Genomic DNA, 24,836 nt, shown 5'->3' with positions numbered 1-24,836 from the left:
CCGATGGTCGCCCCGCACCTGCTCGGCCCGGCCGCGCAGCGCGTACCCGAGGTGGAGCGGATCGCCGTGCTGCGGGCCAACGCGCTCGGCGACTTCATCTTCGTCCTGCCGGCGCTGGCCGCGTTGCGGGCCGCGTACCCCGCGGCGGAGATTGTCCTGCTCGGCGCGCCGTGGCACGCGAAGCTCTGGCGCGATCGGCCGGGTCCGGTGGACCGGGTCCTGGTGGTTCCGCCGGCTCCCGGGATCCGCCGCCCGGAGCCGGACGAGCCGGAGCCGGATGAGCCGGAGTCGGGCCTGGCGGACTTCCTCGCCCGGGCCCGCGCGGAGCGCTTCGACCTGGCGCTGCAGGTGCATGGCGGCGGGGCCAACTCCAACCCGGTGGTGGCCGGCCTCGGCGCCCGGGTGACGGCCGGGCTGCGGGCCGAGGACGCGCCGCCGCTGGACCGCTGGCTGCGGTACGTCTACTACCAGCATGAGGTGATCCGCTACCTGGAGGTGGCGGCGCTGGTGGGGGCGGTGGCGACCACGGTTGTCCCCACCCTGGCGGTCACCGACGCCGACCGGGCGGAGGCGGCCGAGGTGCTCGGCCCGGCGGACCGGCCACGGGTGGCGCTGCACCCGGGCGCCACCGACACCCGTCGACGTTGGCCGGTCGAACACTTCGCGGCCGTCGCCCGGCAGCTGCACCGGGACGGGTACGAGGTGCTGGTAACCGGCACACCGGTGGAGCAGGAGGTGGTGGAGCGGGTGGTGGCGGCGGCCGGGGTGCCCCTCCGGCCGCAGGTCGGCACGCTCAGCCTCGGCGGGCTGGCCGGCTGCTACGCCGGCTGCGCACTGGTGGTCGCCAACGACACCGGGCCGCTGCACCTGGCGGCCGCGGTCGGTACGCCCACGGTGGGCATCTTCTGGGTCGGCAACCTGATCACCACGGCGAGCCCGCTGCGGGGCCGGCACCGCCCGATCACGTCCTGGACGGTGCACTGCCCGGTCTGCGGGGTCGACTGCACCCCGGGCAGCTATCCACACCGGCCCGGCGACGGCGAGTGCCCGCACCGCGACTCGTTCGTGGCCGAGGTCCCGGTGATCGAGGTCCTCGAAGCCGCCCGCGACCTGCTCACCGACGGAGCGCAACCGGCCTCGACCCGCTGAGCCCGGGCCGGGGTATGCGTTGAGCCGGGGCGGGGCTACGCCCAGGCGGCGCGGGCCGGGCCGCGATGATGGTCTACCGCCCGCGGGTCACGCCTGTTCGAGGAGCACCTCCCACGCCTCCACCTCACGTTCGGTGACGGTGGTCGGTGACTCCAGGTGGAACGCCCCGCTGGGCAGGACGCCGGCGCCGCCGTACCGCTCCAACACCGCGAGCTGGGCGGCGACATCCTCCCCCTGGTGCCGCTCCGGCACCCGTCGCCAGAAGTCGAAGCCGCCCGCGTTCACCAGCTTCTCCCGGTCGTACAGCACACAACCACCGATCCAGGACACCTTGTACGCCCGCCAGGCCTCCGGTGGCAGCCGCAGCCGCTCGGTGACGTGCAGCAGGTTCGCGGCCGGGTGGAGCAGTGCGCGCTCCCACTCCGGGCCGCCCGGGCGGATCCGCTCCGGCACCGGCGGCCCGTCCCACTCCTCGTAGTGCCGGTGCGTCTCCGGGCGGATGTCGTGCCGGTACGACAGACCGTGTACGGCGTTGCCGACGAACCCGCAGCCCAGCTCCGCGATCGCGGTGACCAGCCGGCGCAGGGATCCCGGCGCCAACCACACGTCGTCGTCGAGACAGAGCACGTAGCGGGCGGTCGAGGCGGCCAGCAGCGCTGCCCGGTGCTCGGCCATTCCACGCCGGGGTAGTCGGCGGGTCAGCAGGACCGGGTGTCCCCGGTGGCGCAGAACCCGGACCATCGCGGCCACGGCCGGGTGCGCGTACGCGGGGCCGTCGTCGGACTGGTCGCTGACCACCACCCCGAAGTCGGGTACGGCTTCCTGGGCGGCGAGCCCGGACAGGGTGACCGCCAGTTCGGCGGGGCGGTTTCGGGTGGGAACCAGTACGTCGAGGTGTCGCTCGGCGCGGAACTCGCCGGAGGTGCCGTGGTCGAGGGGTCGGCTCACGCCTGCCCCGCCACTGGTGCGCTGCCGCCGTGCGCGCGGATCCGGTCGATGATCGCCGAGGTGGAGCGGTCCGGCACGTAGCCGAGGGTGCGGACCTGGCCGCCGAGCCGCCGGACCAGGGGTGCCTCCGGCACCAACTCCGGCGGGTAGTCCCCGCCCTTGACGTAGATGTCCGGCCGGATGGCCTCGATGAGCCGGGCGGGCGAGTCCTCCTCGAAGACCACCACATGGTCAACGTGGGTCAGCGCCGCCAGCAGGGCCACCCGGTCCTCGACCGGGTTGACCGGCCGGTCGGCGCCCTTGAGCCGGCGGACACTGCCGTCGGCGTTGACCGCCACCACGAGCAGGTCGCCGAGGGCGCGGGCCTGCTCCAGGTAGCGGACGTGCCCGGGATGCAGGACGTCGAAGCAGCCGTTGGTGAAGACGACCGAGCGGCCCGCGCGGCGGTGCGCACCGGCGATCGTCGCCAACTCGTCGGCGCCGACGAGGGTCGGGGCGTCGCCGTCGCCGGACTGGTTGAGCGCGGTGAGCAGGTCCTCCCGCCGGCAGACACAGGTACCGGTGTCGGAGACGGTGATGGTGGCCGCGAGCTGGGCGAGCTGCGCGGCGGTCGGTAGGGGCGCGTCGGCGGCCAGGGCGAGGGTCATCGCCGCCAGGTACGCGTCTCCGGCCCCGACCGTGTGACTGGCCGGCATCGGGTTGCTGTGGCTGCGGTTGGGCTCGCCGTCCGGGCCGGCGACGACCGCGCCCTCGGTGTCCAGCGTCACCGCCACGACATCGGCGCCGGTGTGTTGCCGTAGCTCCGCCAGCCGGGACTCGGCCAGTAGCGCCCGGTCCGGCCGCGCAGCGTCCCCGCGCGCTCCGGGTTCGATCTCCTCGGCGGCGACTCGGCCGTCGCCGGGTGCGACTCCCACGGTCAGTTCGGAGGGGCCGTCGGAGGGGGCGTGGTCCGGGTGGTCCAGGTGCAGGCCCTCGCCCCCGCCCCCGGGGCGGGCCGCGGTGTGGGCGAGCAGTCGGCTCGCCTCGGCGAAGCTCGGCGTGACCACGGTCGGGGCGAGCCCACGCCAGTTGGCGAGGTCATGCGCGTCCAACGCGACCGTCGCGTACCGCTCCCGGTTGGCCACCAGCCACCCGCGTACCGGTGCGGGTAGGGCCCCCAGCGCGTAGTCGCAGACCACCAGGGTCGGCGCCGCGCCGCCCGCCGCGTGTAGCTCCGTGGTCGCGCAGGCCAGGGCGTCGAGCAGCCGAGCCACCCCGGCGTCGTCCAGGGGCTCCGCGGGGCCACCGGAGTCCTCCCGGAGCAGGATCTGGCTGCCGGCGAGCATCCGCCGCTTGACCGGGGTCGGGCGGCTCGAGTGGCTGACCGTGCGGTCCCACACCCCGGCCCGGTCCAGGCAGTCGTGCACCTCGTCGCCGGACACGTCCGCGCCGATCGGTGCGACCAGCGCGGCCCGTCCGCCGAGCGCGGCGATGTTGACGGCGGTGTTCGCCGCACCGCCCGCGGCGGAGATCCGCCGGCGCAGGGTGAGGATCGGGGCCGGTGCCTCCCGGCAGAGCCGATCCGAGTCGGCGAACCGCCACTCGTCGAGCATCGCGTCCCCGACGACCAGGACGGGGCGTCCCAGCCAGCTCTCCACCACGGCGGCGAGTCGGTGCTGTTCCGCTGCTGCTCCTGCCATGTCCGTCTGGGTCCCCGTCGGTCCGCCGGGCCAAACCTGGCGGTGCGGGACCGGCGGCGGACTATTTGAGGATCAGTCGGTTCGTCTGCTCGAAGACATCCAGGTCGGCGAGGGTCTCCGGGACGCTGGCCGACAGCGGGCTGGGCAGGTGGCCCCGGTCGAAGAAGGCGGCGTCGGTGGTCTCATCGGTGACCCGGGTGAGGTCCCCGTCCCACTCCTCCACCCGGAACGCGGTGGTGAAGATCTGGTACGTGTGCCCGTACATGTTGGTGTGGGTGCGGTCCGGCCCGGTGTAGAGGGCGAAGGCGCTGACCCGCAGGGCGCGCAGCCCGGTCTCCTCCCGAACCTCCCGCACCGCGCAGTCGGCGATCGACTCACCCAACTCCATCGCCCCCGCCGGCATCGCCCAGTGCCCGTTGTCGGCGCGCTGGATCAGCAGGATCCGGTCTGCGTCGTCCCGCACCACCGCGCGGGCACCGACGAACATCAGCGTCCGGTCGCCGGCGAGGGCGCGGAGCTGCCCGACGTAGGAATCTGCCCAGGAAATGCTCACTCCGGCTAATCTACGCACCGCCGCCGAAGCGAGATGGAGATCCGGGGTTCCCAGATGTGATCGGCGACACTACCTTGTTGCTCATGCGGAGCACGATGATGGATGCCCCCCTCCAGGTTTCCCGGATTCTTGGCCACGGCGCCACCGTGCACAGCTCGGCCGAGGTGGTCACCTGGACCGGCGCCGAGCCGCGCCGGATGACCTACGCCGAGGTGGCGCGTTCGGCCGCCCAGCTGGCGCACGCGCTGCGGGACGAGTGCGGTGTGACCGGGGACGAGCGCGTCGCCACCTTTCTGTGGAACAACACCGAGCACCTGGTGGCCTACTTCGCGGTGCCGAGCATGGGCGCGGTGCTGCACACGCTCAACATCCGGCTCCTCCCGGACCAGGTCGCCTACATCGCCAACCACGCGCAGGACCGGGTGGTGCTGGTCGACACGACCCTGATCCCGCTGCTGGCGAAGGTCATCGGCGACATGACCACCGTCCGGCATGTGGTGGTGGTCGGCGGCGGTGATCCCGCCCCGCTGGTCGCGGCGGCCGGCGACCGGATCTCCGTACACCACTGGGATGCCCTGCTGGCCGGCAAGCCCGACAGCTACGACTGGCCGGACGTGGACGAGCGCTCCGCCGCCGCGCTCTGCTACACCTCCGGGACCACCGGCAACCCCAAGGGGGTGGCCTACTCGCACCGCTCGATCTACCTGCACTCGCTCCAGGTCTGCATGCCGGAGTCGTTCAGCCTCGGGCCGAAGGACCGGGTCCTGGGCATCGTGCCGATGTTCCACGCGATGTCCTGGGGGTTGCCCTATGCGGCGTTCCTCTGCGGCGCGTCGCTGCTCCTGCCGGACCGGTTCCTCCAGGCCGCCCCGATCGCCGGGATGATCGCCGCCGAGCGGCCGACCGTCGCCGGTGCCGTCCCGACCATCTGGACCGATCTCCTCGCCCACCTGGACAGCCACGACGTCGACACCAGCTCCCTGGCGGAGGTGATCGTGGGTGGGTCGGCCTGCCCACCGGCGCTGATGCACGCGTTCGAGGAGCGGCACGACATCCGGATCATTCACGCCTGGGGGATGACCGAGACCTCTCCGCTCGGTGCGGTGGCCCGCCCGCCGGCCGGGGTGGACGAGGCCACGGCGTGGCGGTACCGCTACACCCAGGGGCGGGTCCCGGCCGGCGTCGAGGCCCGGATCGTTGGCCCGCAGGGCAGGCGGCTGCCCGCCGACGGCACGTCCGTGGGGGAGTTGGAGGTCCGCGGGCCGTGGGTGACCGGACGGTACGTCGGCGACGAGACTCCGGACGAGGAGACGTTCCGGGACGGCTGGCTGCGTACGGGTGACGTCGGCACCCTCTCCCCGGACGGCTACCTGACGTTGACCGACCGGGCGAAGGATGTCATCAAGTCCGGCGGTGAGTGGATCTCCTCGGTGGAGCTGGAGAACGCGCTGATGGCCCATCCGGATGTGGTCGAGGCCTGCGTGGTGGGGGTCCCGGATCAGCGTTGGGGCGAGCGGCCGTTGGCGACCGTGGTGCTCCGGGAGGGGGCGAAGGCCGGGGTTGCGGAGCTGCGGGGCTTCCTCGCCGGGTCGGTGGCCCGCTGGCAGCTCCCCGAGCGTTGGGCGGTCATCGACGCCGTGCCGAAGACCAGCGTGGGCAAGTTCGACAAGAAGGCGGTGCGGGCCCGGTACGCCGAGGGGGAGCTCGCCGTCCGGGACTTGGCCTCTTCCTAGCCGCCACCCACGGTCGGCCAGGTCGGACTGGTGCGAGGGAGGGGTGCTGCGGGTCGTGGCCCAGGGGGGCGGCCCCGGCGTTCGCACCGCGCCGGGGCCGCCCGTTCAACGCGGGGCGACCCGCACCGTCATTCTCGCGAGGACTATTCGCTTCTGTCCTTGATACCTGGGAACTTGATACCGGGGGAGGATCGCCCGGCTCGATCCGGGTTCACCGGTCGTCCACGGTGTTGATCAACACTTTGCCGATCGCCCCCTCCTCCACCGCCCGGTGCGCCGCCTCGGCTGCCGGCAACGGGTAGTGGTGCAGCGGCAGCCCCGCCTCCTCGCCCACCCGGACGCCACCCTGCTCCACCGCCGCCGCCACATCCACGACCGCCTGCGCCTTTGCGGCCTTCGGTGCGGTGTAGACCAGGACGAACTGCCAGCGGGCGTTCAAGGCCATGAGGGGCCGGACCGGCAGGGTCACCTCGCTGCCGCCGTCGTCGGCGTACACGCAGACCGCGCCACCGGTCCGGAGCAGCTGGGCATCGATGTCACTGTTCCGGGTGGAGACCTCGACGATCGCGTGGACTCCCGCTGGTGCGATCTTGCGGACCTCCGCCACCACGTCCTGTTCCCGGTAGTTGACCACGACATCGGCCCCGGCCGCCGCCGCGAGCTTCCCCTTCTCCGCGCTGCTCACCGTGGTGACCACGCAGGCGTCCGCCCAACGCGCCAGTTGGATCGCCGCGTTACCCACCGCGCCCGCTCCACCCTGCACCAGCACGGTGTGACCGGCGAGCGCCCCGGCGTGCAGTGCGTCCGGCAGGTACTCACCGGCGGTCAGGCACCGGTGCGCGGTCAGGAACGGGATGCCCAGGCACGCGCCGAGGTCGAAGGAGGCGGCGCCGAGGCGGACAGCCTGTCGGGCCGGGAGCAGTGTGTACTCGGCGGTCGTTCCCCAGGGCCGCTGCCAGGCGGCCTCCCACACCCAGACGCGTTCGCCGATGAGGGACCGGTCGACTCCCTCGCCGACCGCCTCGACCACTCCCGCGCCGTCCTGGCCGGGTATCTGCCAGCCGGCCGGCAACTGGCCGTTTCGTCGTGCCTTCCAGTCCGTCGGGTTCACTCCCGCGACCGCCATCCGGACCAGCACCTCGCCGGCCCCCGGCTCGGGCACCGGCCGGTCGACCGGTCGCAGCACCGTGGGGTCGCCGGTGCGCTCGTACACGATCGCTCTCATGCCGCCTCCATCGCCTTCATGCCGCCATCGCCTCCTGCGGTCTTCTCAGCCGCCCTGTTGGCCTGCCGTACCCGGCCGTTCCTCGCCGCCGTGGACCGTCGCCACGACCTCCGGCGTCAGCTCGTCGATCGAGGAGAGCACCACCGCGGCGAGCCGCTCGGCGTCCGGTTCCAGCGGGTACGCCCCGTGCGGCACCGCCACCACGGCCATCCCCGCGGCCGCCGCGGACCGGACGCCGTTGGCGGAGTCCTCGACCGCGACGCAGCGGGCCGGGTCCACGCCGAGCTGTTCCGCGACCGCCAGGTAGACATCTGGAGCCGGTTTGCCGTGCCTGGTCTCCTCGGTCGACAGCGTCGCGTCGAAGGTGTCGCCGAGCCCGGTAGCGTCGAGCGCCGTGCGGATCAGCCGGGTCGGGGAGGAGCTGGCCAGGCCCAGCGGCCACCGCCCGGCCGTCCGGCGCACGGCGTCAACGCCACCGTCGATCAGCGGTACGCGGTGTGCGTACCGCCGGGACATCTCCGTAACGACCTCGGTGGCGACCTGCTCGGCCGTCCGGTCGACGCCGAGTTCGCCGCTGAGGTAGCGGGACCACTCGCCGGTGCTCATGCCCATCATCCGGCGCTGCGAGTCGGCCTGCCAGGTGCCGCCGTGCGCCGAAACGTACGCCCGCCGGACCTCCTCCCAGACCGGTTCGGAGTCCACGATCACGCCGTCCAGGTCGAAGATCACCGCAGCTACCATGCCCTCATCCTGCCGGACCGGGTCGGCGGCGCCGGTCAACCCAGGGACGGCAGGCCGATCGGGTTGTCCGGCGGGATGATGGTGTGCCCGGCCCGGACCACCGGGTCGAGTAGTTCCTGGAGCCGGGCGCTGCGCTCCGGGCCGAGTGCCTGCCACGGGCGGGTCGCCGCCGCGTCGGTGGCCGCCTCGACGGTGCCGAATCCAGCCTGTCCCCGCTCGGTCGGTTCGCCGTCGGCGGTCAGCCACCCCCGGTCGTGGAGCCGACTCCTGGCCGCCGCCCACTCCTGCTCGGTCCAGCCCCGGCCGAGCAGGGTGGCCACGGGCATCCCCACCGCGACCCGCCAGGCCAGCGTCTCCACCGGGTCGAGGTCGGCCGCGATGAGCGCGGCGATGTGCCCGTCCCCACGGTGCTCCCGCAGGACCGTCGCCGCCTGCCAGAGCCGGGCGAGCGGGTATTCACCGCGCGGCAGTGCGGCGTTCGCGGCCCCCAGCACCCGGCCGGCCGTCTTGGTCTCGGCCGCCGCGGCCTCCATCAGGTCGGCGGTCTCCGTGAGGTGGGACTCGGGCAGCTCGTAGGTGAGCTCGGCGAGGGCCTGGACGGCACCGGTGAGTCGGGCCCGCAGCGCCTCCTCCGGGGACGCCAGTTTCCAGACCGCGGGCAGCGCCCGCTGCACCATGTGCGGGGCGAAGTGGTAGAAGGCCGCGGTCACCGGTGCCGCGGTGATGGCGCCGAGCGGCGCGGACCGGCCGGCGAAGTAGCCCCGCCAGTAGCCGCGTAGCCCGGTCGCCTCGTACGCCGCACGGGCCCGGGGATGGAAGTACGTCACCGCGTGCACCGGCTCGAAGTGGGTCCACATCAACCGGGCTGTCCGCCCCGCGTCGTCTGTCATGCGCACCTCCGCGTCCGTTCCGGCCCCTTGGGGGTATCTGCCCCCGGTTCGACGAACCTACTGCCGTTCGGTAACGGTGTGGAAGCCCACTGTGGCCAACTGCACCGGCGGCGGGGCGGGGCGGTGGGTTACTGCGCGCCGAGCACGTCCACGACGAAGCGCAGCGGACCGGCTGGCTGACCGCCCTGGGGGTTTGGGTAGGCCAGTTCTGCGGGGATGTCCAGCTGCACCCGGCTGCCGATGGTCACGCCGACCAGGCCCTGGTCCCAGCCGGCGATCACTCCGCCGACCCCGATCGGGAAGCTCGCCGGCTGCCCGCGCGACCAGGACGAGTCGAACTCCTCGCCCTCGTTGTAGAGGATGCCGACGTAGTTGACGGTGATCGTCTGACCGCTCTCCACCGCGGGGCCGGTGCCCTCGATCAGCGGGGTGACGACGAGCTCGGTCAGCTCGCCCTCGCCCGCCTCCACGGTCGGCGGGGTGTTCAGCGCCGGGTCGGCCCCGTCCGGCAGCTCGGTGCCGCCGGCCGCCGGGTCGGGGGCGCCCGCCGACGGGGCACCGGCCGACGGGGTGTCCGCCGCGGTCGGGTTGCTCTCGTCGTCACCGGCTGGGCTGACCAGCACGAACACGGTGACCAGGAGGCCGACCACGGCGACCCCGGCGAGCCCGCCGATCCAGGCCTGCCGGCGGCGCTTCGCCTCGGCCGCCTTCTGCTCGGCGAGCTGCGCGGCCAACCGCCGCTCCGACTTCTGTGCCCGGTTCTGCGTCCGCTCGCTCACGGCGTCGACTCCCTGTTCGAAGATGGTGGCCGGCACCGCGTGCCGGGGGAAGGCCGACGAACACGGTACCCGCCGAGCCGCCCGTGGTGCAGGTGCCGGACGACCCGTTGTCCGGTGGAAGCCGGTACCGCTGGTGGTGGCTGGTATCGCCGGTGGTGGCTGGCATGGCCGGTGGTGGCTGGGATCGCCGATGGTGGCTGGTACCAACGGTGGTGGTTGGTATCACCGATGGTGTCGGTCCCGCCGTTCAGGCGGTCTTGCGGGCGGTCTTGCGGGCCGCGGCTTTCTTGGCCGGCTCCGACCGCTGCCCCGTATCCTTCTTGGCGGTCGGCTTTGCCGCCGTCTTCTTCCCGGCCGTCTTCTTGGCGGCCTTCTTCTCCTCGGCCTTCTCCTTTTCCGCCGTCTTCTTCGCCGGGGTTGTCTTTTCGCTTTTCTTGCCGGCGGCCTTCTTCGGTGGGGCCTGCTGCTCGGCGGCCTTTCGCTGGGCGGAACGCGCCGCCGAGATGGGGGTCGGTTCGCCCGCGCCGGAGCCGGCGGGTTTCTCGCCGCGTGCCGCCTGGGCCCGCTCCACCGATGCCTTCAGCGCCGCCATCAGGTCCACCGCCGCGGCCGGAGCCTCTTCGACCTCCTCCGGCTGGACGACCTCGCGGCCCTCCACCTTCGCGTCGATGACCTCCTTCAGGGCGGTCCGGTAGTCGTCGGTGAAGGCGTCGGGCTGGAAGTCACCCGCCATCGAGTCGATCAGGGAGCTGGCCATCGCGAGCTCCGGGGGGCGGACCTTCAGGTCCTCGTCGAGAAAGCCGAACTCCGGCGTCCGGATCTCGTCGGGCCAGAGCATCGTGTTGAGCAGCAGGACGTCCTGGTGTACCCGCAGCGTCGCGAGCTGTTCGCGTTGCCGGATGGCCACCTTCACGATGGCCACCCGTTCGGAGTCGGTGAGCGCGTTGCGCAGCAGCACGTACGGCTTGGTGGCGGTGCCCTCCGGTTCGAGGAAGTACGCCTTGTTGTAGAGGATCGGGTCGACCTGTTCGGCGGGGACGAACTCCAGCACGTCGATCGCCCGTGAGGTGCTCAGGGGCAGGTCGGCGAAGTCGTCGTCGGTGAGGATGACCAACTCGCCGCCGCCGAGGTCGTACCCCTTGGCGATGTCGTCGTAGCTGACCTCTTGGCCGCAGACCTGGCAGGTGCGCTTGTAGCGGATTCGACCCCCGTCATCCCGGTGCACCTGGTGGAACCGAATATCCTTCTCCTCGGTCGCGGAATACAGCTTCACCCCGATCGAGACGAGCCCGAACGACACGGCTCCTTTCCAAATGGCCCGCACCCTGTGCTCCTTTCGCCGGTATCGACCATGTTCTCATCCAATGGAACCGGGCGCGAGCAGTTCCGCATTCGACTAAGGTCGGTTCGTGCCCGGCGTGCCGTCCAAGCCGATGCTCGCGACCACCGGGGAGCTGCCGGTGGGCCCGGGCTGGGCCTACGAGTTCAAATGGGACGGAATTCGAGCGCTGGTCAACATCGGTGACGGTCAGCAGCGGGTGTTCGCCCGCTCCGGCGTCGAGGTCACCGTGGCCTACCCGGAATTGGCGGGCCTCGCCGCCCAGGTGGATGACGCCCTCCTCGATGGGGAGGTGGTGCTCTTCGGCGCGACCGGGCAGCCGTCGTTCACGGCGCTCGCCGAGCGAATGCATGTCCGGGACCGTGGTCGGGCCGCGCGGCTCGCGGCGTCCCTGCCCATCACCTACCTGGTCTTCGACCTGTTGCGACTCGATGGCGTCGATCTGACCGGCTACCCGTGGCAGCGGCGGCGAGCTGTGCTCGACGAGTTGGGACTGGCCGGGCCGCGATGGGCGGTCCCGCCCGCCTTCTCGGACGGCGCGGCGACCTTCCAGGCGGCGGGGGAGCACGGCCTGGAGGGGGTGATGGCCAAACGGGTCGGTTCGGTCTACCGGCCGGGTACGCGCTCACCGGACTGGGTCAAGGTCAAGTTGGAGGTGACCGGTGACTTCGTGGTGGGTGGCTGGCGGCCGGGAGCCCGCCGGCTCGGGGGGCTGCTGGTCGGGGTGCCACGGCCGGACGGCCGCCTCACGTTCCGGGGCCGGGTCGGCGGTGGCATCGGGGCGGCGCTGGAGCGGGAACTGCTGCGCGAGCTGGAGCCGTTGCGCACCGATGGTTCCCCCTTCGCCGGTGAGCTGCCCCGCACGGACACCCGGGCCGTGGTCTGGGTTGCGCCCCGGGTCGTGGTGGAGGTGAAGTACGGCCAGCTCACTCCGGATGGGCGCCTGCGTTTTCCCCGGGTGTTGCGGCTACGCCCGGACAAACCCGCCGAGGAGGTTGACGATGCCTGACCGGCTCCGGGTCGACGTGGCTGGCCGTACGCTGGAGTTGTCGAACCTGGACAAGGTGCTGTACCCGGCGACCGGTTTCACCAAGGGCGAGGTGATCGACTACTACACCCGGGTCGCCCCGGTGCTCCTGCCGCACCTCGCTGGCCGGGCGCTGACCCGGATCCGGTTCCCGAACGGCGTCAACGGCAGCTCCTTCTTCGAGAAGAACGCCCCGGCGGCGACTCCGAGCTGGGTCCACACCGAGACGTTGCCGGTCCCCGGCTCGGCGAAGGGCCGGGAGACGATCGACTACGTGGTCGCCGACGAGCTGCCGACCCTGGTCTGGTTGGCCAACCTCGCCGCCCTCGAACTGCACACGCCACAGTGGCAGATCGGGGCGCATCCGGACCTGATGGTGGTTGATCTTGATCCGGGTGCGCCGGCCGAGCTTCGCCAGTGTTGTCAGGTCGCCCTGTTGCTGCGGGATCGGCTCGCCGACGACGGGATCGAGTCGTATCCGAAAACATCGGGAAAGAAGGGCATGCAGCTCTGCTGCCCGATCGCCGGCACCCAAGCGGCCGACGCGGTTTCCGGCTACGCCCGGCGGGTCGCCCAGGAGTTGGAGCGGGCCCACCCGAAGCTGATCGTGTCCAAGATGACCCGAAAGCTACGGGCGGGAAAGATTTTCATCGACTGGAGCCAGAACAGCGCGGCGAAGACGACGGTGGCGCCGTACTCGCTGCGTGCGCAGTCGGTGCCGGCGGTGTCTACCCCACTGACCTGGGCCGAGGTTGCGGCCGGGGCGGCCGGGAAACGCCCGGCGGTCAAGCCCTACCCGGCGACCGAGGTGTTGACCCGCATCGCCGAGCAGGGCGATCTACTCGCCCCGCTCCTTGACGGGGGCCCCGAGCTGCCGGGCTAGGAAGAGCCGGGGCCTGTCCCCGGCGTCGGTCAGTCCGGGCCGATGACGCAGAACTCGTTGCCTGCCGGATCGGTCAGGACGCGGGTCGTCCACTCGCCGGCGTCGGTCACGCTGATCTGATGGGCGCCGGCGGCGAGCATCTGTCGCGTCAGTGGTTGTGCGTGGTCGACGAAGATGTCGAGGTGGGTCCGCACTTTGCCGGTCTTGGGCTCGGGAACCCGCTGGAACGTCAGATGTGGTGGTCCCGCCATGTTTTCTGGGCAGTCGACCGTGACATAGGCGCTCCCTGCGGGGTGTGGTCGCCGCTGGTAGCCGAGAAACCGTTCCCAGAAGGCCGCTGCCGAGTCCGGATCAGGGCAGTCGATGGTGACTCCGATCCGGTGGGGGGATGCGGGGGGTGTCCTACCGCCCGGTGTGGTGGGTGTGTCGTTCATCTGGTTCTGATCCTTCCAGTCCTCTCGGTGCTGGTGTGGATAGTCCATGAGCGGTGTGGCGAAACGTTGGCATGCACGATGTGGAGAGGTTCTCCGCGTACCGGCAAGGTAGCATGCGGAGAGATTCTCCGCTTGCTGGTTGGTCCGGGAGGAACGAGGAATGCGGGTCGACGCACGGCGCAACCGGGACCGGCTGGTGGCGGCGGCCACCGCCGTCATCGCCGAGCAGGGCCCCGCCGCCTCCCTCAACGAGATCGCGCAACAGGCCGGCGTCGGTGCCGGCACCCTGTACCGACACTTCCCCACCCGGGAGTCGCTGCTGCTCGAAGTCTTCACCACCCGGATCGAGACCTTGTGTGCGCGCGCCCACGAGCTGGCCCAGAGCCGGCCGCCGAGCGACGCGTTGACCGCGTGGCTGGAGGCGTTCCTCCAGCACTGCCTGACGGACCGGGGTCTGGCCGAAACGATCATGAAAGTGCCGTCGGGCTCCGACCTGAACTGCGCCATGAAGTTGCGTACGGCGGGGGCGGGGCTGGTCGCGCGGGCGCAGGAGGCGGGCATCGTGCGTGCCGGCGTCGAGGTCGAGGACATCCTGCAACTGACGATCGGTATCGCCCTGGCTGCGGATAGCCCTGCTCGGGCCGAACGTCTCCTTCCTATCGCCATTGTCGGCTTACGCCGTTGACGTCCGATACAGGGCGTTTACTTAGTCCTCGTCCGTTTTCCTGGATGGCATACCCGAAAGGGCGATGCCGAGACCGGCCGAATGGGATAGCGTGACCCGTCGTTCAGTACGCACTTTTCGGGGGGAGTGGCTACCCGTGTCACGTTGGAAGAATGTCGCCGTCCTGGCGGCTGCGACCGCCGCGGCGGTCGCGGTGACCGGCTGCGGACCCACCACGGCTTCTCAGGAAACAGCACAGGAGTCGAGCGTGCTGGAACTGCTCGCCAGCGACCTCCAGGGTTCCCTCCAGGAGGCGGCGGACCGGACCGGCAAGGTCGAGACCGTACGGGCGACGATGGTGGTCTCGGGTCCCGAGGACTTCGAGATGCAGATGGCGATGGATCTGCGTGACTCCGTGAGCTACGAGATAGTCATGGAGATGGAGGGGGAAGTCACCACCATCCGTTTGGTCGACTCCGTGATGTACATGGAGATTCCCGAGGCAGAACGAGAGCGCAGTGACGGTAAGCGCTGGATGAAGCTGGACGTCTCTGCCGCCGAGGGGATGGGTCTCGACGAACAGATGCAGGATGCCGACCCGGTCCAGCAGGTCAAGACACTGCTGGAAATTGAGGGCGTCACCGTTGTCGGCGAGGAGACGGTGGACGGGGTACCCACGGTCCACTACAGCGTCACCGCCACCGGGGAGGAGCACCTTGCTCTGTTGGAAGAGCAGGGCAAGCTCGACTCCGCCGGCCAGGCGAATGCCGCGGACCAGATGGCCGAGTTCGGCGTCACTGAGATCAAGACCGAGCTGTGGATCGACGAGCAGTACTGGCCGCGCCGGGCCCGCATGACCATGGGCGAGATGGGCGTGATGACGGTCGACTACACCGACTACAACGAACCGGTGACCATTGAGGCGCCGCCGGCCGCCGAGACCGCCGACTTCGCCGACGTCCTCGGCGACCTCGGGGAGGAGCTCAGCACCACCACCTGACCGGGACGCACGGTCCCACTGATCGCCACGACTCTGCCCGGCCGGGCTCACCGGCCGGGCAGAGTCGTTACCGGGGCGGGCGCGGCCGGCAGCGGGAGGTGTGGTCCACCGCGAGTACGCACCGTCCACCTCCCTCCGGCAACAGCCGGTCGCAGAAGACCCAGTGGCGCACCTCCTGCTGGTCCTCGGCGGAGACGGTTACCCCGCCCGGCTCGACCCGGGCGCTGAACCGAATCAACACCCGGGCGGCGGTCCGGGCCAGGATTCGGGCTCGCATCAGGTCGGCCGCGGTGACCGGGAGGTGGATCACCCAGCGGCTGGTCATCGGTAGTGGTGGCGAGCCGACTGGGCGCTCTGCCACTCCCGTAGGGCGTTCTTGATCCGTACATTTTCCTCCCGCACCGCGACCAGGGCGGTCTGCGCGGTGGTCAACTTGTCGGCGACCCGGTGCAGGAAGTCGCGGATCTCCACCGGGTCGAGCCCCCGTCGCCGGACCGAGAAGTAGCGGTCCCGGACCTCCCCCGGCCGTCGCAGCCTCAATCGGCGGTACGACAACCGGGCCGCGCCTGGTGGTGGCGCGGAGGTGTGATCTCGGCGGCGATGCGAGACCAGTACGAGAGGCGCCAACCGACCGCAGCGGCACCGCATCACCGACAGCGACGCTACTGACACCTTGCACCTCTGTCAACGCTTCCTTATCTGTCGAATCTAGCTCGCCCTCTTCCTGCTGCTTCTCTCCTAGCTCTTGCTGCTCTCTCAGTCGGTGATCAATACTGGAGTAGCCAACCGACCGCAAGGGGCTTCCGTGCCAATACCGCCGACCATGGACGAGTTGATCAACGATCTGTTGAAGCGGATCGAGGCGGGCGAGCTTCGTCCTGGCTCGCAGATACCGTCCACCCAGGAGCTCGCAGATCACTACGACCTGTCGCTGTCGACGATTCACCGGGCCGTGGCGCGGCTGCGGGCGCAGGGGGTGTTGGTGGGTCGTCCCGGGCGCGGCGTCTTCGTCGCCGAACCCTCCAACCGCTGACGCTGCTGCCCTCGGTCGGGCCGCACTGCGCGGCGTACGAGCGTTCCAAGCAGCGCGCCGACGTTCTCGTGGCCGGGGCCGTGCAGTTGGCCTGCCAGCTTGGTTCCTGCATCCGTCCGGGTCTACGGGCCTGGTCCGGCGACTGTGACCGCGCCGAACCTGCTACTGCTCAGGCTGGCCCGTAACCAGCTTCCCGTACTGCCCCCGGGCACGTGCCTGTCGTCTTTACCGAAGACGTCTCGCGTGGGTATTCCTCGCAGCCGAGGCGCCGGTCGGCGGCCGGTCCGTCCTTTCCGGCCGCTACCTGACACGGACAAGTCCCAGCTGGCTCTGGTCGAAGCGATACTGTGCGGGGCCAACCGACTGCAAGGGGCCCGACGTGCCTATTCCACCCACGATGGACGAGTTGCTCGAAGGCTTGTTGAACAAGATCAAGAGTGGGGCCTACCCGCCCGGTTCGCAGTTGCCCTCCGGGCGGGTGCTGGCGGACGAGTACGACACCTCTCAGTCCACTATCAGTCGGGCAGTGGCGCGGCTGCGGGCGCAGGGGGTGTTGGTGGGTCGTCCGGGACGCGGCGTCTTCGTCGCGGAGCCGCCACGTCGTTGACGGGCGCTGCCCTTGATCGGGCAGTACCCCGCGCTGCCGCCACCCGTGCCTCGTTAGGCTCGAGGTCATCGCACCGGCCGCGATCCCCGGGTTGGCCTGCGCCACACTTCGGGGCTCTCAGCCGTGGACACTCGACGAGTAAATGTCACGATGCGCGGCGTACATTCGGTGGAGCGAAGGGGCAGCATGGAACAGGTACTTGTCACGGGAGCCACCGGCACCGTGGGTAGCCTTCTGGTTCGCGACCTCGCCGACCGCGGGGTGCGAGTGCGGGCGCTGGTTCGTTCGCCGGAGCGGGCGGCGGCTGCCCTACCCCAGGGCGTGGAGACGGTCCGCGGGGACGTCACCGACCTGGCCTCGGTCCGGTCCGCGGTCGACGGGTGTGACACCGTCTTTCACGCTGCCGGGCTCCCCGAGCAGTGGTTGGCCGATCCCGACGTCTTCGAGCGGGTCAACGTCGGCGGCACGCGGCACCTGGTGGAGGCAGCTCTCGCCGAGGGCGTGGCGACGTTCGTCTACACCAGCACGATCGACGTTTTCGACCAGGTCCCGGGCCAGCCGTTCGACGAGTCACGGATCACGGAACGTCCGCTCGGCACCGCGTACGAGCGTTCCAAGCAGCGCGCCGACGTGCTCGTGACCGATGCGGTCGAGCGGGGCCTGCCAGCCCGGTTCCTGCATCCGTCCGGGGTCTACGGGCCCGGTCCGGCGACCGCGACCGCGCTGAACCTGCTGCTGCTCAGACTGGTCCGTAATCAGATTCCCGCGCTGCCCCCAGGTGGCATGCCCGTCGTCTTCACCGAAGACGTCGCCCGGGGACACCTCCTCGCGGCCGAGGCGCCGATCGGCAGCCGGTTCATCCTCTCCGACCGCTACCTGACCCTGACCGCCATCGCTGAGCTGGTCCACACGTTGGTGCCGACGGCCAAGGTCCCCCGCACCATACCCCCGGCACTCGCGAAAGCCATGGCCACCACCGGGGAGGCCATCTCCCGCGTGACCCGTCGGCCACCGCTGCTCGCCGCGGGCGAGCTGCACTTCCTTCGTTCGCACCCGCTGCCGGACGCCTCCCGGGCCCGCAGTCAGCTGGGCTGGCAGACCACCGACGTACCGGAGGGCTTCGCCCGCGCCCTGCGGCACTTCGACGTCCTGCCCCAGCCACATTCCACCCACGGTGGATGAGTTGCGCGAAGAGTTGACGCGGTGCTGCCCCTGATCGGGTAGCCCGCCGCTCCCGTCGTCGTTACGCCTCGGCCCAGACGGCCAGCTCGTTGCCGCTCGGGTCGGTGAAGTGGAACCGACGCCCGCCCGGGAAGTCGTAGGGGCCGTCGACGACGGTGCCGCCGGCCCCGGTCACCGCCTGGACCGACTTTTCCAGGGCGGTCGAGAACAGCACGACCAGTGGGCCGCCCGCCCGCACCTGCGGGTCCTGCCGGAGCCCGCCCACCTCCGGTGCGGACTCGCCGTGCGGGCTGCGGATGCCGGCGTATTCCGGCCCATAGTCGGTGAACTGCCAGCCGAAGGCCTCGCCGTAAAAACGTTTCGCCTCCGCGAGGTCGGTGACGGCGAACTCAACGTAGTCGATGGCGTGCTGTCGGTGTGTCACAGAATCAGTCATGCACCAGATCCTGCCCGGTGGGTACGACCAACCCGGGGAGGCGAGCCCGATCCACGCCGTCCCGCCGTCGAATGCCGCCAGCCCAAACGTTACCCAGCGCGAAGGTCGGCCGTACGACTAACGTGCCGGTTGGAAATTCGTGGGTCGGCCGTTACTGGCGTCATAGCGGGTGAAGTAGTGCAGGGCGGTGAAATCGGGCACCGATTCGATCGCGTTCCTCGCCGTTCCCGGAACGGCGGGTCATCGCCCGGCCGTCGTCCGTGCAACAATCCGTTCGGATTCAATGACGATGTTTCTGGGAGTCGACGGTGCAGTGCACGAACTGCGGCAATTATATTGATCCGGCAAAGGGTGAGTGCGAGTGCGGCACTCCGTTGCCGCAGCCAACCGGCGCGGAGGTGCCCGGCCAGCGGCCGGCGCAGCCGATCTCCGTCCCGCCGCACAACGTCCAGCCGGCCCGGGGGCAGCGGCTCTTCGCCCGTCCCCCTGGCTATCCGACCTTCGTCTCCTGGGTGGTGACCGGCGCGTTCCGGGACCGGCGCGGTGCGCTCGGCGCGTTCCTCGCCGCCTGGTTCAACCTGCCGCTCGCCGTGTTCGTCGGCGGTCTGGGGATCGTGTACGGCGGGATAGCTGGCTACCTCGGCGGGTTCACCAGCGGCAATGAATTCGGCCCCGATTTCCTCGTCGAGGTTCCCCTCCTCGGTTCGGTGCTCAGCGGTGCCGCGCTTCAGGTTGGCGGCGTGCTCGGTCTTCTGGTCGGCGTGCTGCTCGGCTGCCTGGCCGGGTTCTTCGGCGGCTTGTTCGTGCCGTGGTCTCTGGTCACCACCGAGCCGGGCTATGCCGTCGGCTACCTCGTCGCCCAGACCATTGTCGCGATTCTCCTCAGCCTGCTCTACACCAGCTACGGAATCGGTACCGAAGGATGGCGGTTCCGGGCTGCCGGCTACCGCGAACCAAGCCGCCGTGAAAGGGAACTGCTCCAGCCGATCCTGGTCGACTGCGCGACGCGGCTGCAGCTCGACTCGCACCCGAAGCTGCTTATCGATGACAGCCGTGATCCGCACGCGGTCAGCGGGACCCGACACGTGGTGCTCAGCCGCGGACTGCTCGACGAGTTCGACTACGCGCCCGAGCCGATCGCCGCGGTGCTGTGCCACGAGCTGACGCACTGGCGCAACGCCGACCCGGTGTCCGGCCTCTTCGTGCGCGGGCTCGGCCTGCCGCTCTACCTCGCCTACGCGTTGGTCACCTGGCTGCGACGGAAGTTCCGGCACCCGATCCTCTCCCTCGCCCTGGCGCTCAGCGCCTGGCCGCTCCTGCTGACTGTCCGGTACTTCGTCATGCCGATGCAGGCGGCGGGGAACCGGGGCGCCGAATACCTCGCCGACCAGGGTGCGATCTGGGCGGGGCACCACCTCGGGCTGCGGCAGGTGTTGAGTCGGGTCCAGGGCGGGTTCGACGGGGCCCGCAATGGGTGGGAACTCGCTGTCTGCGCCAACCACCCCCCGGGTGAGCTGCGTTTGGAGCGCGCCGAGGCGCCCGGTGTTGACTATCCGCTGCCCGACCGGGACTCGCCGGCACGTCCGCTTCCGGTGGTCGTGTCCAGCCCATCTCGTGACTGAGCCAAGGGCGGAGAGGCAGCGATGACGACGATTCATGCCTGCGTGAAGTGCCGGACCGTGCTCCTTCCGGGCCAGCAGGGGTGCCTGCGATGTGGCTTCCCGGCAGCCGAGCAGACGCAGGAGTGCTCCACCTGTCACCGTCCCACCGGGGTGGACGCGCGGTTCTGCCCCGCCTGTGGGCAGCGACTGGGGCAGCGGTCGCCGATGCCCGCCGGTGAGGCGGCGACGGCACCGACACCCGGCACCGATCCAGCTGCCCCGTTGCCGCCGCCCACCGCGTTCGCCGAGGTGCGCAACCCCAATCGCTGGTTGTACCGGCTCACCGGCGTCGGTCTGGCCGTGCTGTTGGCCGGTATTGCCGGCCTCTATGCGGTCCAGAGCGTCTTCTACACCCCCGAGCGCGTGGTCGCGGAGTACTTCTCCGCGCTCTCCGAGCGGGACTTCGCCGCCGCGCGTTCGCTCCTGGAGGAGCCACCCGGGGACGGTCCGAATGATCCCGGGAAGCTACCGTTGATCCCCCTGAACGAGTCCTACCAGCCGCCGTCGGCAGCGGAGGTCACCTCGATCGAGGTGCCGAACGAGATCGAGCTGGAGGGTGTTCCGGCCGGTGCGGACCGGGCTGACTGGCGGTTGGCCGGCGTCACGTACCGGGTGGGCGACCGTACCTTTCGGGAAGTGCTGTATCTGCACCGGCAGAAACGGAAGGAACTGGGTGTTCTTGATGGCTGGTTGATCTACGGCGGGGTTAATGAGCTGACCGTGTCGGCCTGGGAGAACGGTCCGAGCGTGCTCATCAACGGGCAGGTGGTGCCAGCTCGCGAAGGGAACGCGATCGCCCGCGTCTTCCCTGGTGTCCATGAGGTGGGGCTGTCGGACGACCCGCTACTCCAGGCCGAGCCGGTGTCTGCGGAGGTTGGCCTGCTGAGGCCGCACGAGGCGAGGCTACGGCCAACGGTCCGGGATTCGGCGCGCAGCGCGGTCGGAAGTCAGGTGAAGGCGTACCTTGACAACTGTGCTGAGAGCACCGACCCGTCGCCGGAGGACTGCCCCTTCTCCTGGACCGCAGTCGATTCTTCGCAGACCGTGCAATGGACGATCGAAACGTATCCGGAGCTCGAATTCGCTATCTATTATGGCCAGGTCAGCGTCACCGGTTGGTCGGGACGGGTCAACGTGGCATGGACCGGCGACGGCGGGGTGGAGATGGATTACGACCTCGACTTCGCCGTCACCGGTTGGGCAAGCTTGATCAGTGGTCAGGTGACCTTCGACTACGACTCACTCTCGAATTAGTTCGGCGTGGATGATGCGGGTTTGTCTCCGCGTCGCCGACGTGGCATAGGTCGGGAATGTACTGATTCGCCGTCCCAATCGTTGCCGGGTGGGTGAGTCCGAAAGGTGCTTGTCCGGCTTGACGGGCTGGGTTACTGTGTCCAGTCGACTTAGACGTACTTCCGGGGGAGTGGCTTCACATGTCACATTGGAAGAAATTGAGCGTTCTGGCGGTCGCGGCCGTTGCGGCGGTTTCGATGACTGCCTGCGGGCCTAACGACTCCAAGGGAGAGTCGGGTGCGCTGGAACTGCTCACCGATGACGTCCCTGGCTCGCTTCGAGCGGCAGCCGACAAGGCCAAGGAAACCGAAACGGTGCGAGCTGACGTGGTTACCTCGGGAAGTACCGCAGATTCTGAGCTGCAGATGACGTTGGACTTCCGTGATTCACTCAACTTCGATGCGGTCGGCGAGGCCCTTGGGGAACCTGTCGCCCTGCGCCTGGTCGACTCGGTGATGTATACGGAGAACTCCGCGGAGGATCGGGAGCTCTACGGCGGTAAGCGCTGGACCAAGATCGACCTCAGCTCGGCGCCCGCAGGTGATACGGGCATGGATCAGATGTTGCAGGAATCCAACCCATCCCAGCAGATCGAGGCGCTGCTGGAGTTGGAGGGCGTCACCGTCGTGGGTGAGGATACGGTGGATGGGACCCGGACGGTCCAGTACACCGTCACCACCACCCCCGAGAAGCTCGCCGAGGCACAACCGGAGGGTTCGGTTGATTCCTCGGACCTGCCGCCTGCGGAGGACACTCTCGATGTAACCGAAGTAACGATCGATATCTGGATCGACGAAGAGTACCTGCTCCGTCGGTTCCGCTCGGACCTGGGCACGGCGGGCGTGACGACGGTTGACTACTACGACTACAACGAGCCCGCGCAGATCGAGGCGCCGCCGGCAGCGGAGGTTGCCGACCTTGAGGATATCTTCGCGGACCTCGGCAAGGACTTTGAGGATGCCATGAAGGAGCTCGAAGACCTTCCCGGTGGCAGCTGAACGGGATAGCCCTAGCTGACGTCGTACTCCGCCCGGCCGGGCTCCCCGGCCGGGCGGAGTCGTTGCGGGCCCTGCCCCCGGGGCGCGACGGTCAACCGCGATCACCGCCACCGTCGTCTGCGGCAACGTGTCCGCACGGGCCCGGCCCCGCCAGCGGTCCACCCCGCCCGACCGTCGGTGCGCGCCTCGCGGCGTCAGTCGACCGAGGGCAGCGACGGGCCAAGGACATCGTCGGCGTCCACGATCGTGTACGCGTACCCCTGCTCGGCGAGGAAGCGTTGCCGGTGGGCGGCGTACTCGGTGTCGATCGTGTCCCGGGACACCACCGTGTAGAAGTGCGCCTGCCGGCCGTCGGCCTTGGGTCGGAGCACCCGACCGAGCCGCTGCGCCTCCTCCTGCCGGGAGCCGAACGTGCCCGACACCTGGACCGCCACCGCCGCCTCCGGCAGATCGATCGAGAAGTTACCCACCTTCGAGATCACCAGAGTGCGCAGCTCACCGGAGCGGAACGCGTCGAAGAGCCGCTCCCGCTCCCGGTTCGTGGTTGACCCCTGCACGATCGGCGCGTCCAGATACTCCCCCAGCTGGTGCAGCTGGTCGATGTACCCGCCAATCACCAGGGTCTGCTCGCCCGGGTGTCGGTCCAGCAGCGCCTTCACCACCGGCAGCTTGGTCCGGGTGGTCGCCGCCATCCGGTAGCGCTCCTCGGCCTCCGCCATGGCGTACGCCATCCGCTCGGCCTCGGTGAGCGTCACCCGCACCTCGGTGCACCGGGCCGGGGCGATCCAACCCTGCTGTTCGATGTCCTTCCACGGCGCGTCGTACCGCTTCGGACCGATCAGGCTGAACACGTCCCCCTCCCGGCCGTCCTCGCGAACCAGGGTGGCCGTCAGCCCCAGCCGGCGACGGGCCTGAAGGTCGGCGGTGAACCGGAAGATCGGTGCGGGCAGCAGGTGAACCTCGTCGTAGACGACCAGGCCCCAGTCCCGTGCCCCGAACAGGTCCAGGTGGGTGAACGCGCCGCCGCGCCGGGACGTCAACACCTGGTACGTGGCGATGGTGACCGGACGGATCTCCTTGCGGTCCCCCGAGTACTCGCCGATCTCCGCCTCGGTCAGCGACGTGCGGGCCACCAACTCCCGTTTCCACTGCCGCCCCGCCACCGTGTTCGTCACCAGGATCAGCGTGGTCGCCTTCGCCTCGGCCATCGCCGCCGCCCCGACCAGGGTCTTCCCCGCGCCGCAGGGCAGCACCACCACGCCCGAACCGCCGGCCCAGAACGCCTCCACCGCCTCCCGTTGGTAGGAGCGCAGCGTCCACGGCTTTCCGCCATCCCCGCCGGCCTCGGCCAGCTCGATCGGGTGGGCCTCACCATTGACGTACCCGGCCAGGTCCTCGGCCGGCCAGCCGAGCTTGAGCAGCGCCTGCTTGAGCCGCCCGCGCTCGGACGGATGCACCGCGATGGTGTCGTCGTCGAGCTTCGTGCCGAGCATCCCGGCGAGCTTCTTGCTCTTGGCGACCTCGATCAGCACCACCCGATCCACGGCCCGCAGCACCAGGCCGTGCACCGGGTCGTTGATCAGTTGCAGCCGGCCATACCGGTCCATCGTCTCGGCCACATCAACCAGCAGGGCATGGGGCACCGGATAGCGGCTGTACGTGATCAGCGCGTTGACCACGCCCTCGGCGTCGTGCCCGGCGGCCCGGGCGTTCCAGAGGCCCAGCGGGGTCAGCCGGTACGTGTGTACATGCTCCGGTGAGCGTTCCAACTCGGCGAACGGCGCGATCGCCAGCCGGCAGGCCTGCGCATCGGGATGCTCGATCTCCAACAGCAGGGTCTTGTCCGACTGCACGATCAGGGGTCCACCACTCACGTGAGCGCCTCTCTTGATCTTCGGATGTCGGTCGTCGTGCCGGGCATGGGCCACGGGACGACCATCCAGTGTTGCACGCTCCGCACCGGATGCTGGATTTTTGGGTGCACCATGCAACCTGGCGGGGTACTGGTACGTCTTGCAGGGTGACAACCAATGCGGGTGGGTCTCATGTTCCTGGTTCCGGGCTACCTTCCGGATCCTGCCCGCACGGTTGTCACGCTGGTCGGCGCCGGTGCGTACGCGTTCGATCCGCGGCCGAGGGCGGCGGGGTCGGAGGGCCCGCGTCGGTCGGGCGGCGGAGTCGCCAACGGGGGCGGGCGCAACGCCCGGGCCGGACCGGCCGGTGGTGGTGCTGGCCCACAGCCACGGTGAGTGTCACCCTGGATCCTCGGAGTTCGTCGATGGCGGGGAGGGCGGAATGACCGTCGACCAGGACGTGATGACCGAGACACGGCGGAGACCCGATCCGCCTGTCTCCGCCGGCACGATGGTCGCCTACGTGGCCGGCGGGGTGCTCCTGTTCGGTTGGTTCCTGTTTGGTCTGCTGGTGCAGCGGCAGGGTCTCGTGGACTCGGTCGGCGAGACCGCCGGTACGGCGTTTGGTCTGCTGTTGGTGGTCGCGGTGGTCGGTACGTTCCGCCGCGATCGGCGCTGACGCGTTGGTCTCCTCCCGCGCGATCGGCGTTGGCCCGTTGGTCTCCTCCC

At 70.1% G+C, this 24,836-nt stretch carries 26 protein-coding genes and 1 pseudogene; 14 read left to right on the top strand and 13 right to left on the bottom strand.

Features of this window, described 5'->3' with window-relative positions; all coding sequences use genetic code 11:
- Positions 1–3 precede the first annotated feature (3 nt).
- Positions 4–1,149: a glycosyltransferase family 9 protein gene (locus tag H0524_RS04755; protein ID WP_180197521.1), complete on the top strand. Its 1,146-nt coding sequence runs from the start codon at positions 4–6 to the stop codon at positions 1,147–1,149.
- An 87-nt stretch (positions 1,150–1,236) separates the two neighbouring features.
- Here H0524_RS04755 and H0524_RS04750 read toward each other — a convergent pair whose 3' ends face one another.
- The 3 genes from H0524_RS04750 to H0524_RS04740 all read right to left on the bottom strand — a co-directional run bounded on the left by H0524_RS04750 (position 1,237) and on the right by H0524_RS04740 (position 4,329).
- A complete protein-coding gene (locus H0524_RS04750) occupies positions 1,237–2,097 on the bottom strand; it encodes a glycosyltransferase family A protein (RefSeq protein ID WP_180197520.1) in 861 nt (286 codons plus the stop codon).
- Entirely contained in the window at positions 2,094–3,776 is a 1,683-nt protein-coding gene (gene rfaE2 / locus H0524_RS04745; protein WP_180197519.1) for a D-glycero-beta-D-manno-heptose 1-phosphate adenylyltransferase, read from the bottom strand. The genes H0524_RS04750 and rfaE2 overlap by 4 nt, the downstream gene beginning before the upstream one ends.
- 61 nt (positions 3,777–3,837) lie before the next feature.
- A complete protein-coding gene (locus tag H0524_RS04740; protein WP_180197518.1) occupies positions 3,838–4,329 on the bottom strand; it encodes an NUDIX domain-containing protein in 492 nt (163 codons plus the stop codon).
- A gap of 83 nt (positions 4,330–4,412) precedes the next feature.
- Here H0524_RS04740 and H0524_RS04735 point away from each other — a divergent pair, with 83 nt between their 5' ends.
- Positions 4,413–6,062: a fatty acid--CoA ligase gene (locus H0524_RS04735; RefSeq protein ID WP_255435763.1), complete on the top strand. Its 1,650-nt coding sequence runs from the start codon at positions 4,413–4,415 to the stop codon at positions 6,060–6,062.
- 211 nt (positions 6,063–6,273) lie between these two features.
- Here H0524_RS04735 and H0524_RS04730 read toward each other — a convergent pair whose 3' ends face one another.
- From H0524_RS04730 to H0524_RS04710, 5 genes are all read right to left on the bottom strand, one after another.
- On the bottom strand, positions 6,274–7,287 hold the full coding sequence (locus H0524_RS04730) for an NADPH:quinone reductase (RefSeq protein ID WP_180197517.1): 1,014 nt from the start codon (positions 7,285–7,287) through the stop codon (positions 6,274–6,276).
- A gap of 45 nt (positions 7,288–7,332) precedes the next feature.
- Positions 7,333–8,028 (bottom strand): HAD family phosphatase, encoded by a 696-nt coding sequence (locus H0524_RS04725; protein ID WP_180197516.1) that lies wholly within the window; start codon positions 8,026–8,028, stop codon positions 7,333–7,335.
- A gap of 35 nt (positions 8,029–8,063) precedes the next feature.
- On the bottom strand, positions 8,064–8,918 hold the full coding sequence (locus H0524_RS04720) for a hypothetical protein (protein ID WP_180197515.1): 855 nt from the start codon (positions 8,916–8,918) through the stop codon (positions 8,064–8,066).
- 128 nt (positions 8,919–9,046) lie between these two features.
- Positions 9,047–9,733, bottom strand: a complete 687-nt coding sequence (locus tag H0524_RS04715; protein ID WP_180197514.1) for an FKBP-type peptidyl-prolyl cis-trans isomerase — start codon at positions 9,731–9,733, stop codon at positions 9,047–9,049.
- 211 nt (positions 9,734–9,944) lie between these two features.
- Positions 9,945–11,021 carry a Ku protein gene (locus H0524_RS04710; protein ID WP_180197513.1) on the bottom strand — a complete coding sequence of 359 codons (1,077 nt, stop codon included), beginning with the start codon at positions 11,019–11,021 and terminating at the stop codon, positions 9,945–9,947.
- An 85-nt stretch (positions 11,022–11,106) separates the two neighbouring features.
- Between H0524_RS04710 and ligD (H0524_RS04705) the strand changes: the two genes are divergently transcribed.
- Complete coding sequence (gene ligD, locus H0524_RS04705; protein ID WP_180197512.1) at positions 11,107–12,045, top strand: non-homologous end-joining DNA ligase; 939 nt, start codon at positions 11,107–11,109, stop codon at positions 12,043–12,045.
- Entirely contained in the window at positions 12,038–12,946 is a 909-nt protein-coding gene (gene ligD, locus H0524_RS04700; protein WP_180197511.1) for a non-homologous end-joining DNA ligase, read from the top strand. The genes ligD (H0524_RS04705) and ligD (H0524_RS04700) overlap by 8 nt, the downstream gene beginning before the upstream one ends.
- Before the next feature lie 29 nt (positions 12,947–12,975).
- Here ligD (H0524_RS04700) and H0524_RS04695 read toward each other — a convergent pair whose 3' ends face one another.
- Complete coding sequence (locus H0524_RS04695; RefSeq protein WP_180197510.1) at positions 12,976–13,380, bottom strand: VOC family protein; 405 nt, start codon at positions 13,378–13,380, stop codon at positions 12,976–12,978.
- Between the two features lie 160 nt (positions 13,381–13,540).
- Between H0524_RS04695 and H0524_RS04690 the strand changes: the two genes are divergently transcribed.
- The gene (locus H0524_RS04690; RefSeq protein ID WP_180197509.1) at positions 13,541–14,065 is read left to right on the top strand and encodes a TetR/AcrR family transcriptional regulator; all 525 of its coding nucleotides are present in this window, start codon (positions 13,541–13,543) and stop codon (positions 14,063–14,065) included.
- A gap of 136 nt (positions 14,066–14,201) precedes the next feature.
- Positions 14,202–15,044 carry a hypothetical protein gene (locus H0524_RS04685; protein WP_180197508.1) on the top strand — a complete coding sequence of 281 codons (843 nt, stop codon included), beginning with the start codon at positions 14,202–14,204 and terminating at the stop codon, positions 15,042–15,044.
- Between the two features lie 67 nt (positions 15,045–15,111).
- On the opposite strand, the gene H0524_RS04680 is transcribed toward H0524_RS04685, so the two are convergent.
- Entirely contained in the window at positions 15,112–15,369 is a 258-nt protein-coding gene (locus H0524_RS04680) for a hypothetical protein (protein WP_180197507.1), read from the bottom strand.
- Entirely contained in the window at positions 15,366–15,692 is a 327-nt protein-coding gene (locus H0524_RS25550; RefSeq protein ID WP_375371990.1) for a hypothetical protein, read from the bottom strand. The genes H0524_RS04680 and H0524_RS25550 overlap by 4 nt, the downstream gene beginning before the upstream one ends.
- A gap of 157 nt (positions 15,693–15,849) precedes the next feature.
- On the opposite strand from H0524_RS25550, the gene H0524_RS04670 reads away from it, so the two are divergent.
- The 4 genes and pseudogenes from H0524_RS04670 to H0524_RS04660 all read left to right on the top strand — a co-directional run bounded on the left by H0524_RS04670 (position 15,850) and on the right by H0524_RS04660 (position 17,866).
- Positions 15,850–16,077 (top strand): winged helix-turn-helix domain-containing protein, encoded by a 228-nt coding sequence (locus H0524_RS04670; RefSeq protein WP_180197506.1) that lies wholly within the window; start codon positions 15,850–15,852, stop codon positions 16,075–16,077.
- Between the two features lie 20 nt (positions 16,078–16,097).
- Positions 16,098–16,396 (top strand): annotated as a pseudogene (locus tag H0524_RS25335) (NAD-dependent dehydratase); the annotation flags it as partial.
- A gap of 78 nt (positions 16,397–16,474) precedes the next feature.
- The gene (locus H0524_RS04665; RefSeq protein WP_180197616.1) at positions 16,475–16,684 is read left to right on the top strand and encodes a winged helix-turn-helix domain-containing protein; all 210 of its coding nucleotides are present in this window, start codon (positions 16,475–16,477) and stop codon (positions 16,682–16,684) included.
- A 186-nt stretch (positions 16,685–16,870) separates the two neighbouring features.
- Positions 16,871–17,866 carry an NAD-dependent epimerase/dehydratase family protein gene (locus tag H0524_RS04660; protein WP_180197505.1) on the top strand — a complete coding sequence of 332 codons (996 nt, stop codon included), beginning with the start codon at positions 16,871–16,873 and terminating at the stop codon, positions 17,864–17,866.
- Between the two features lie 61 nt (positions 17,867–17,927).
- On the opposite strand, the gene H0524_RS04655 is transcribed toward H0524_RS04660, so the two are convergent.
- Positions 17,928–18,302 carry a VOC family protein gene (locus H0524_RS04655; RefSeq protein ID WP_180197504.1) on the bottom strand — a complete coding sequence of 125 codons (375 nt, stop codon included), beginning with the start codon at positions 18,300–18,302 and terminating at the stop codon, positions 17,928–17,930.
- 308 nt (positions 18,303–18,610) lie between these two features.
- Here H0524_RS04655 and H0524_RS04650 point away from each other — a divergent pair, with 308 nt between their 5' ends.
- The 3 genes from H0524_RS04650 to H0524_RS04640 all read left to right on the top strand — a co-directional run bounded on the left by H0524_RS04650 (position 18,611) and on the right by H0524_RS04640 (position 22,254).
- Positions 18,611–19,924, top strand: a complete 1,314-nt coding sequence (locus H0524_RS04650) for a M48 family metalloprotease (protein ID WP_180197503.1) — start codon at positions 18,611–18,613, stop codon at positions 19,922–19,924.
- Between the two features lie 21 nt (positions 19,925–19,945).
- Positions 19,946–21,217: a zinc ribbon domain-containing protein gene (locus tag H0524_RS04645; protein WP_180197502.1), complete on the top strand. Its 1,272-nt coding sequence runs from the start codon at positions 19,946–19,948 to the stop codon at positions 21,215–21,217.
- 179 nt (positions 21,218–21,396) lie between these two features.
- On the top strand, positions 21,397–22,254 hold the full coding sequence (locus tag H0524_RS04640; protein ID WP_180197501.1) for a hypothetical protein: 858 nt from the start codon (positions 21,397–21,399) through the stop codon (positions 22,252–22,254).
- A gap of 194 nt (positions 22,255–22,448) precedes the next feature.
- Here the strand turns inward: H0524_RS04640 and H0524_RS04635 are convergent, their stop codons facing one another.
- Positions 22,449–24,128: a DNA repair helicase XPB gene (locus H0524_RS04635; RefSeq protein ID WP_180197500.1), complete on the bottom strand. Its 1,680-nt coding sequence runs from the start codon at positions 24,126–24,128 to the stop codon at positions 22,449–22,451.
- Positions 24,129–24,549: 421 nt separating this feature from the next.
- Here H0524_RS04635 and H0524_RS04630 point away from each other — a divergent pair, with 421 nt between their 5' ends.
- Positions 24,550–24,786 carry a hypothetical protein gene (locus tag H0524_RS04630; protein ID WP_180197499.1) on the top strand — a complete coding sequence of 79 codons (237 nt, stop codon included), beginning with the start codon at positions 24,550–24,552 and terminating at the stop codon, positions 24,784–24,786.
- Positions 24,787–24,836: the final 50 nt, after the last annotated feature.

This window comes from Salinispora sp. H7-4 (assembly GCF_013416675.1).
Classification (GTDB): domain Bacteria; phylum Actinomycetota; class Actinomycetes; order Mycobacteriales; family Micromonosporaceae; genus Micromonospora; species Micromonospora vitiensis.
The sequence above is the reverse complement of the archived record's forward strand: the minus strand, read 5'-3'. Positions and strand labels throughout refer to the sequence as shown.

What these genes read in the sequence shown, in the direction of transcription:
- H0524_RS04755 (WP_180197521.1), top strand. Translation starts at nt 4, where the DNA reads ATGGTCGCCCCGCACCTGCTCGGCCCGGCCGCGCAGCGCGTACCCGAG.
- rfaE2 (WP_180197519.1), bottom strand. Translation starts at nt 3,776, where the DNA reads ATGGCAGGAGCAGCAGCGGAACAGCACCGACTCGCCGCCGTGGTGGAG.
- H0524_RS04735 (WP_255435763.1), top strand. Translation starts at nt 4,413, where the DNA reads ATGCGGAGCACGATGATGGATGCCCCCCTCCAGGTTTCCCGGATTCTT.
- H0524_RS04730 (WP_180197517.1), bottom strand. Translation starts at nt 7,287, where the DNA reads ATGAGAGCGATCGTGTACGAGCGCACCGGCGACCCCACGGTGCTGCGA.
- H0524_RS04725 (WP_180197516.1), bottom strand. Translation starts at nt 8,028, where the DNA reads ATGGTAGCTGCGGTGATCTTCGACCTGGACGGCGTGATCGTGGACTCC.
- H0524_RS04720 (WP_180197515.1), bottom strand. Translation starts at nt 8,918, where the DNA reads ATGACAGACGACGCGGGGCGGACAGCCCGGTTGATGTGGACCCACTTC.
- ligD (WP_180197511.1), top strand. Translation starts at nt 12,038, where the DNA reads ATGCCTGACCGGCTCCGGGTCGACGTGGCTGGCCGTACGCTGGAGTTG.
- H0524_RS04695 (WP_180197510.1), bottom strand. Translation starts at nt 13,380, where the DNA reads ATGAACGACACACCCACCACACCGGGCGGTAGGACACCCCCCGCATCC.
- H0524_RS04690 (WP_180197509.1), top strand. Translation starts at nt 13,541, where the DNA reads ATGCGGGTCGACGCACGGCGCAACCGGGACCGGCTGGTGGCGGCGGCC.
- H0524_RS04680 (WP_180197507.1), bottom strand. Translation starts at nt 15,369, where the DNA reads ATGACCAGCCGCTGGGTGATCCACCTCCCGGTCACCGCGGCCGACCTG.
- H0524_RS25550 (WP_375371990.1), bottom strand. Translation starts at nt 15,692, where the DNA reads ATGCGGTGCCGCTGCGGTCGGTTGGCGCCTCTCGTACTGGTCTCGCAT.
- H0524_RS04665 (WP_180197616.1), top strand. Translation starts at nt 16,475, where the DNA reads ATGGACGAGTTGCTCGAAGGCTTGTTGAACAAGATCAAGAGTGGGGCC.
- H0524_RS04660 (WP_180197505.1), top strand. Translation starts at nt 16,871, where the DNA reads ATGGAACAGGTACTTGTCACGGGAGCCACCGGCACCGTGGGTAGCCTT.
- H0524_RS04655 (WP_180197504.1), bottom strand. Translation starts at nt 18,302, where the DNA reads ATGACTGATTCTGTGACACACCGACAGCACGCCATCGACTACGTTGAG.
- H0524_RS04645 (WP_180197502.1), top strand. Translation starts at nt 19,946, where the DNA reads ATGACGACGATTCATGCCTGCGTGAAGTGCCGGACCGTGCTCCTTCCG.
- H0524_RS04640 (WP_180197501.1), top strand. Translation starts at nt 21,397, where the DNA reads ATGTCACATTGGAAGAAATTGAGCGTTCTGGCGGTCGCGGCCGTTGCG.
- H0524_RS04630 (WP_180197499.1), top strand. Translation starts at nt 24,550, where the DNA reads ATGACCGTCGACCAGGACGTGATGACCGAGACACGGCGGAGACCCGAT.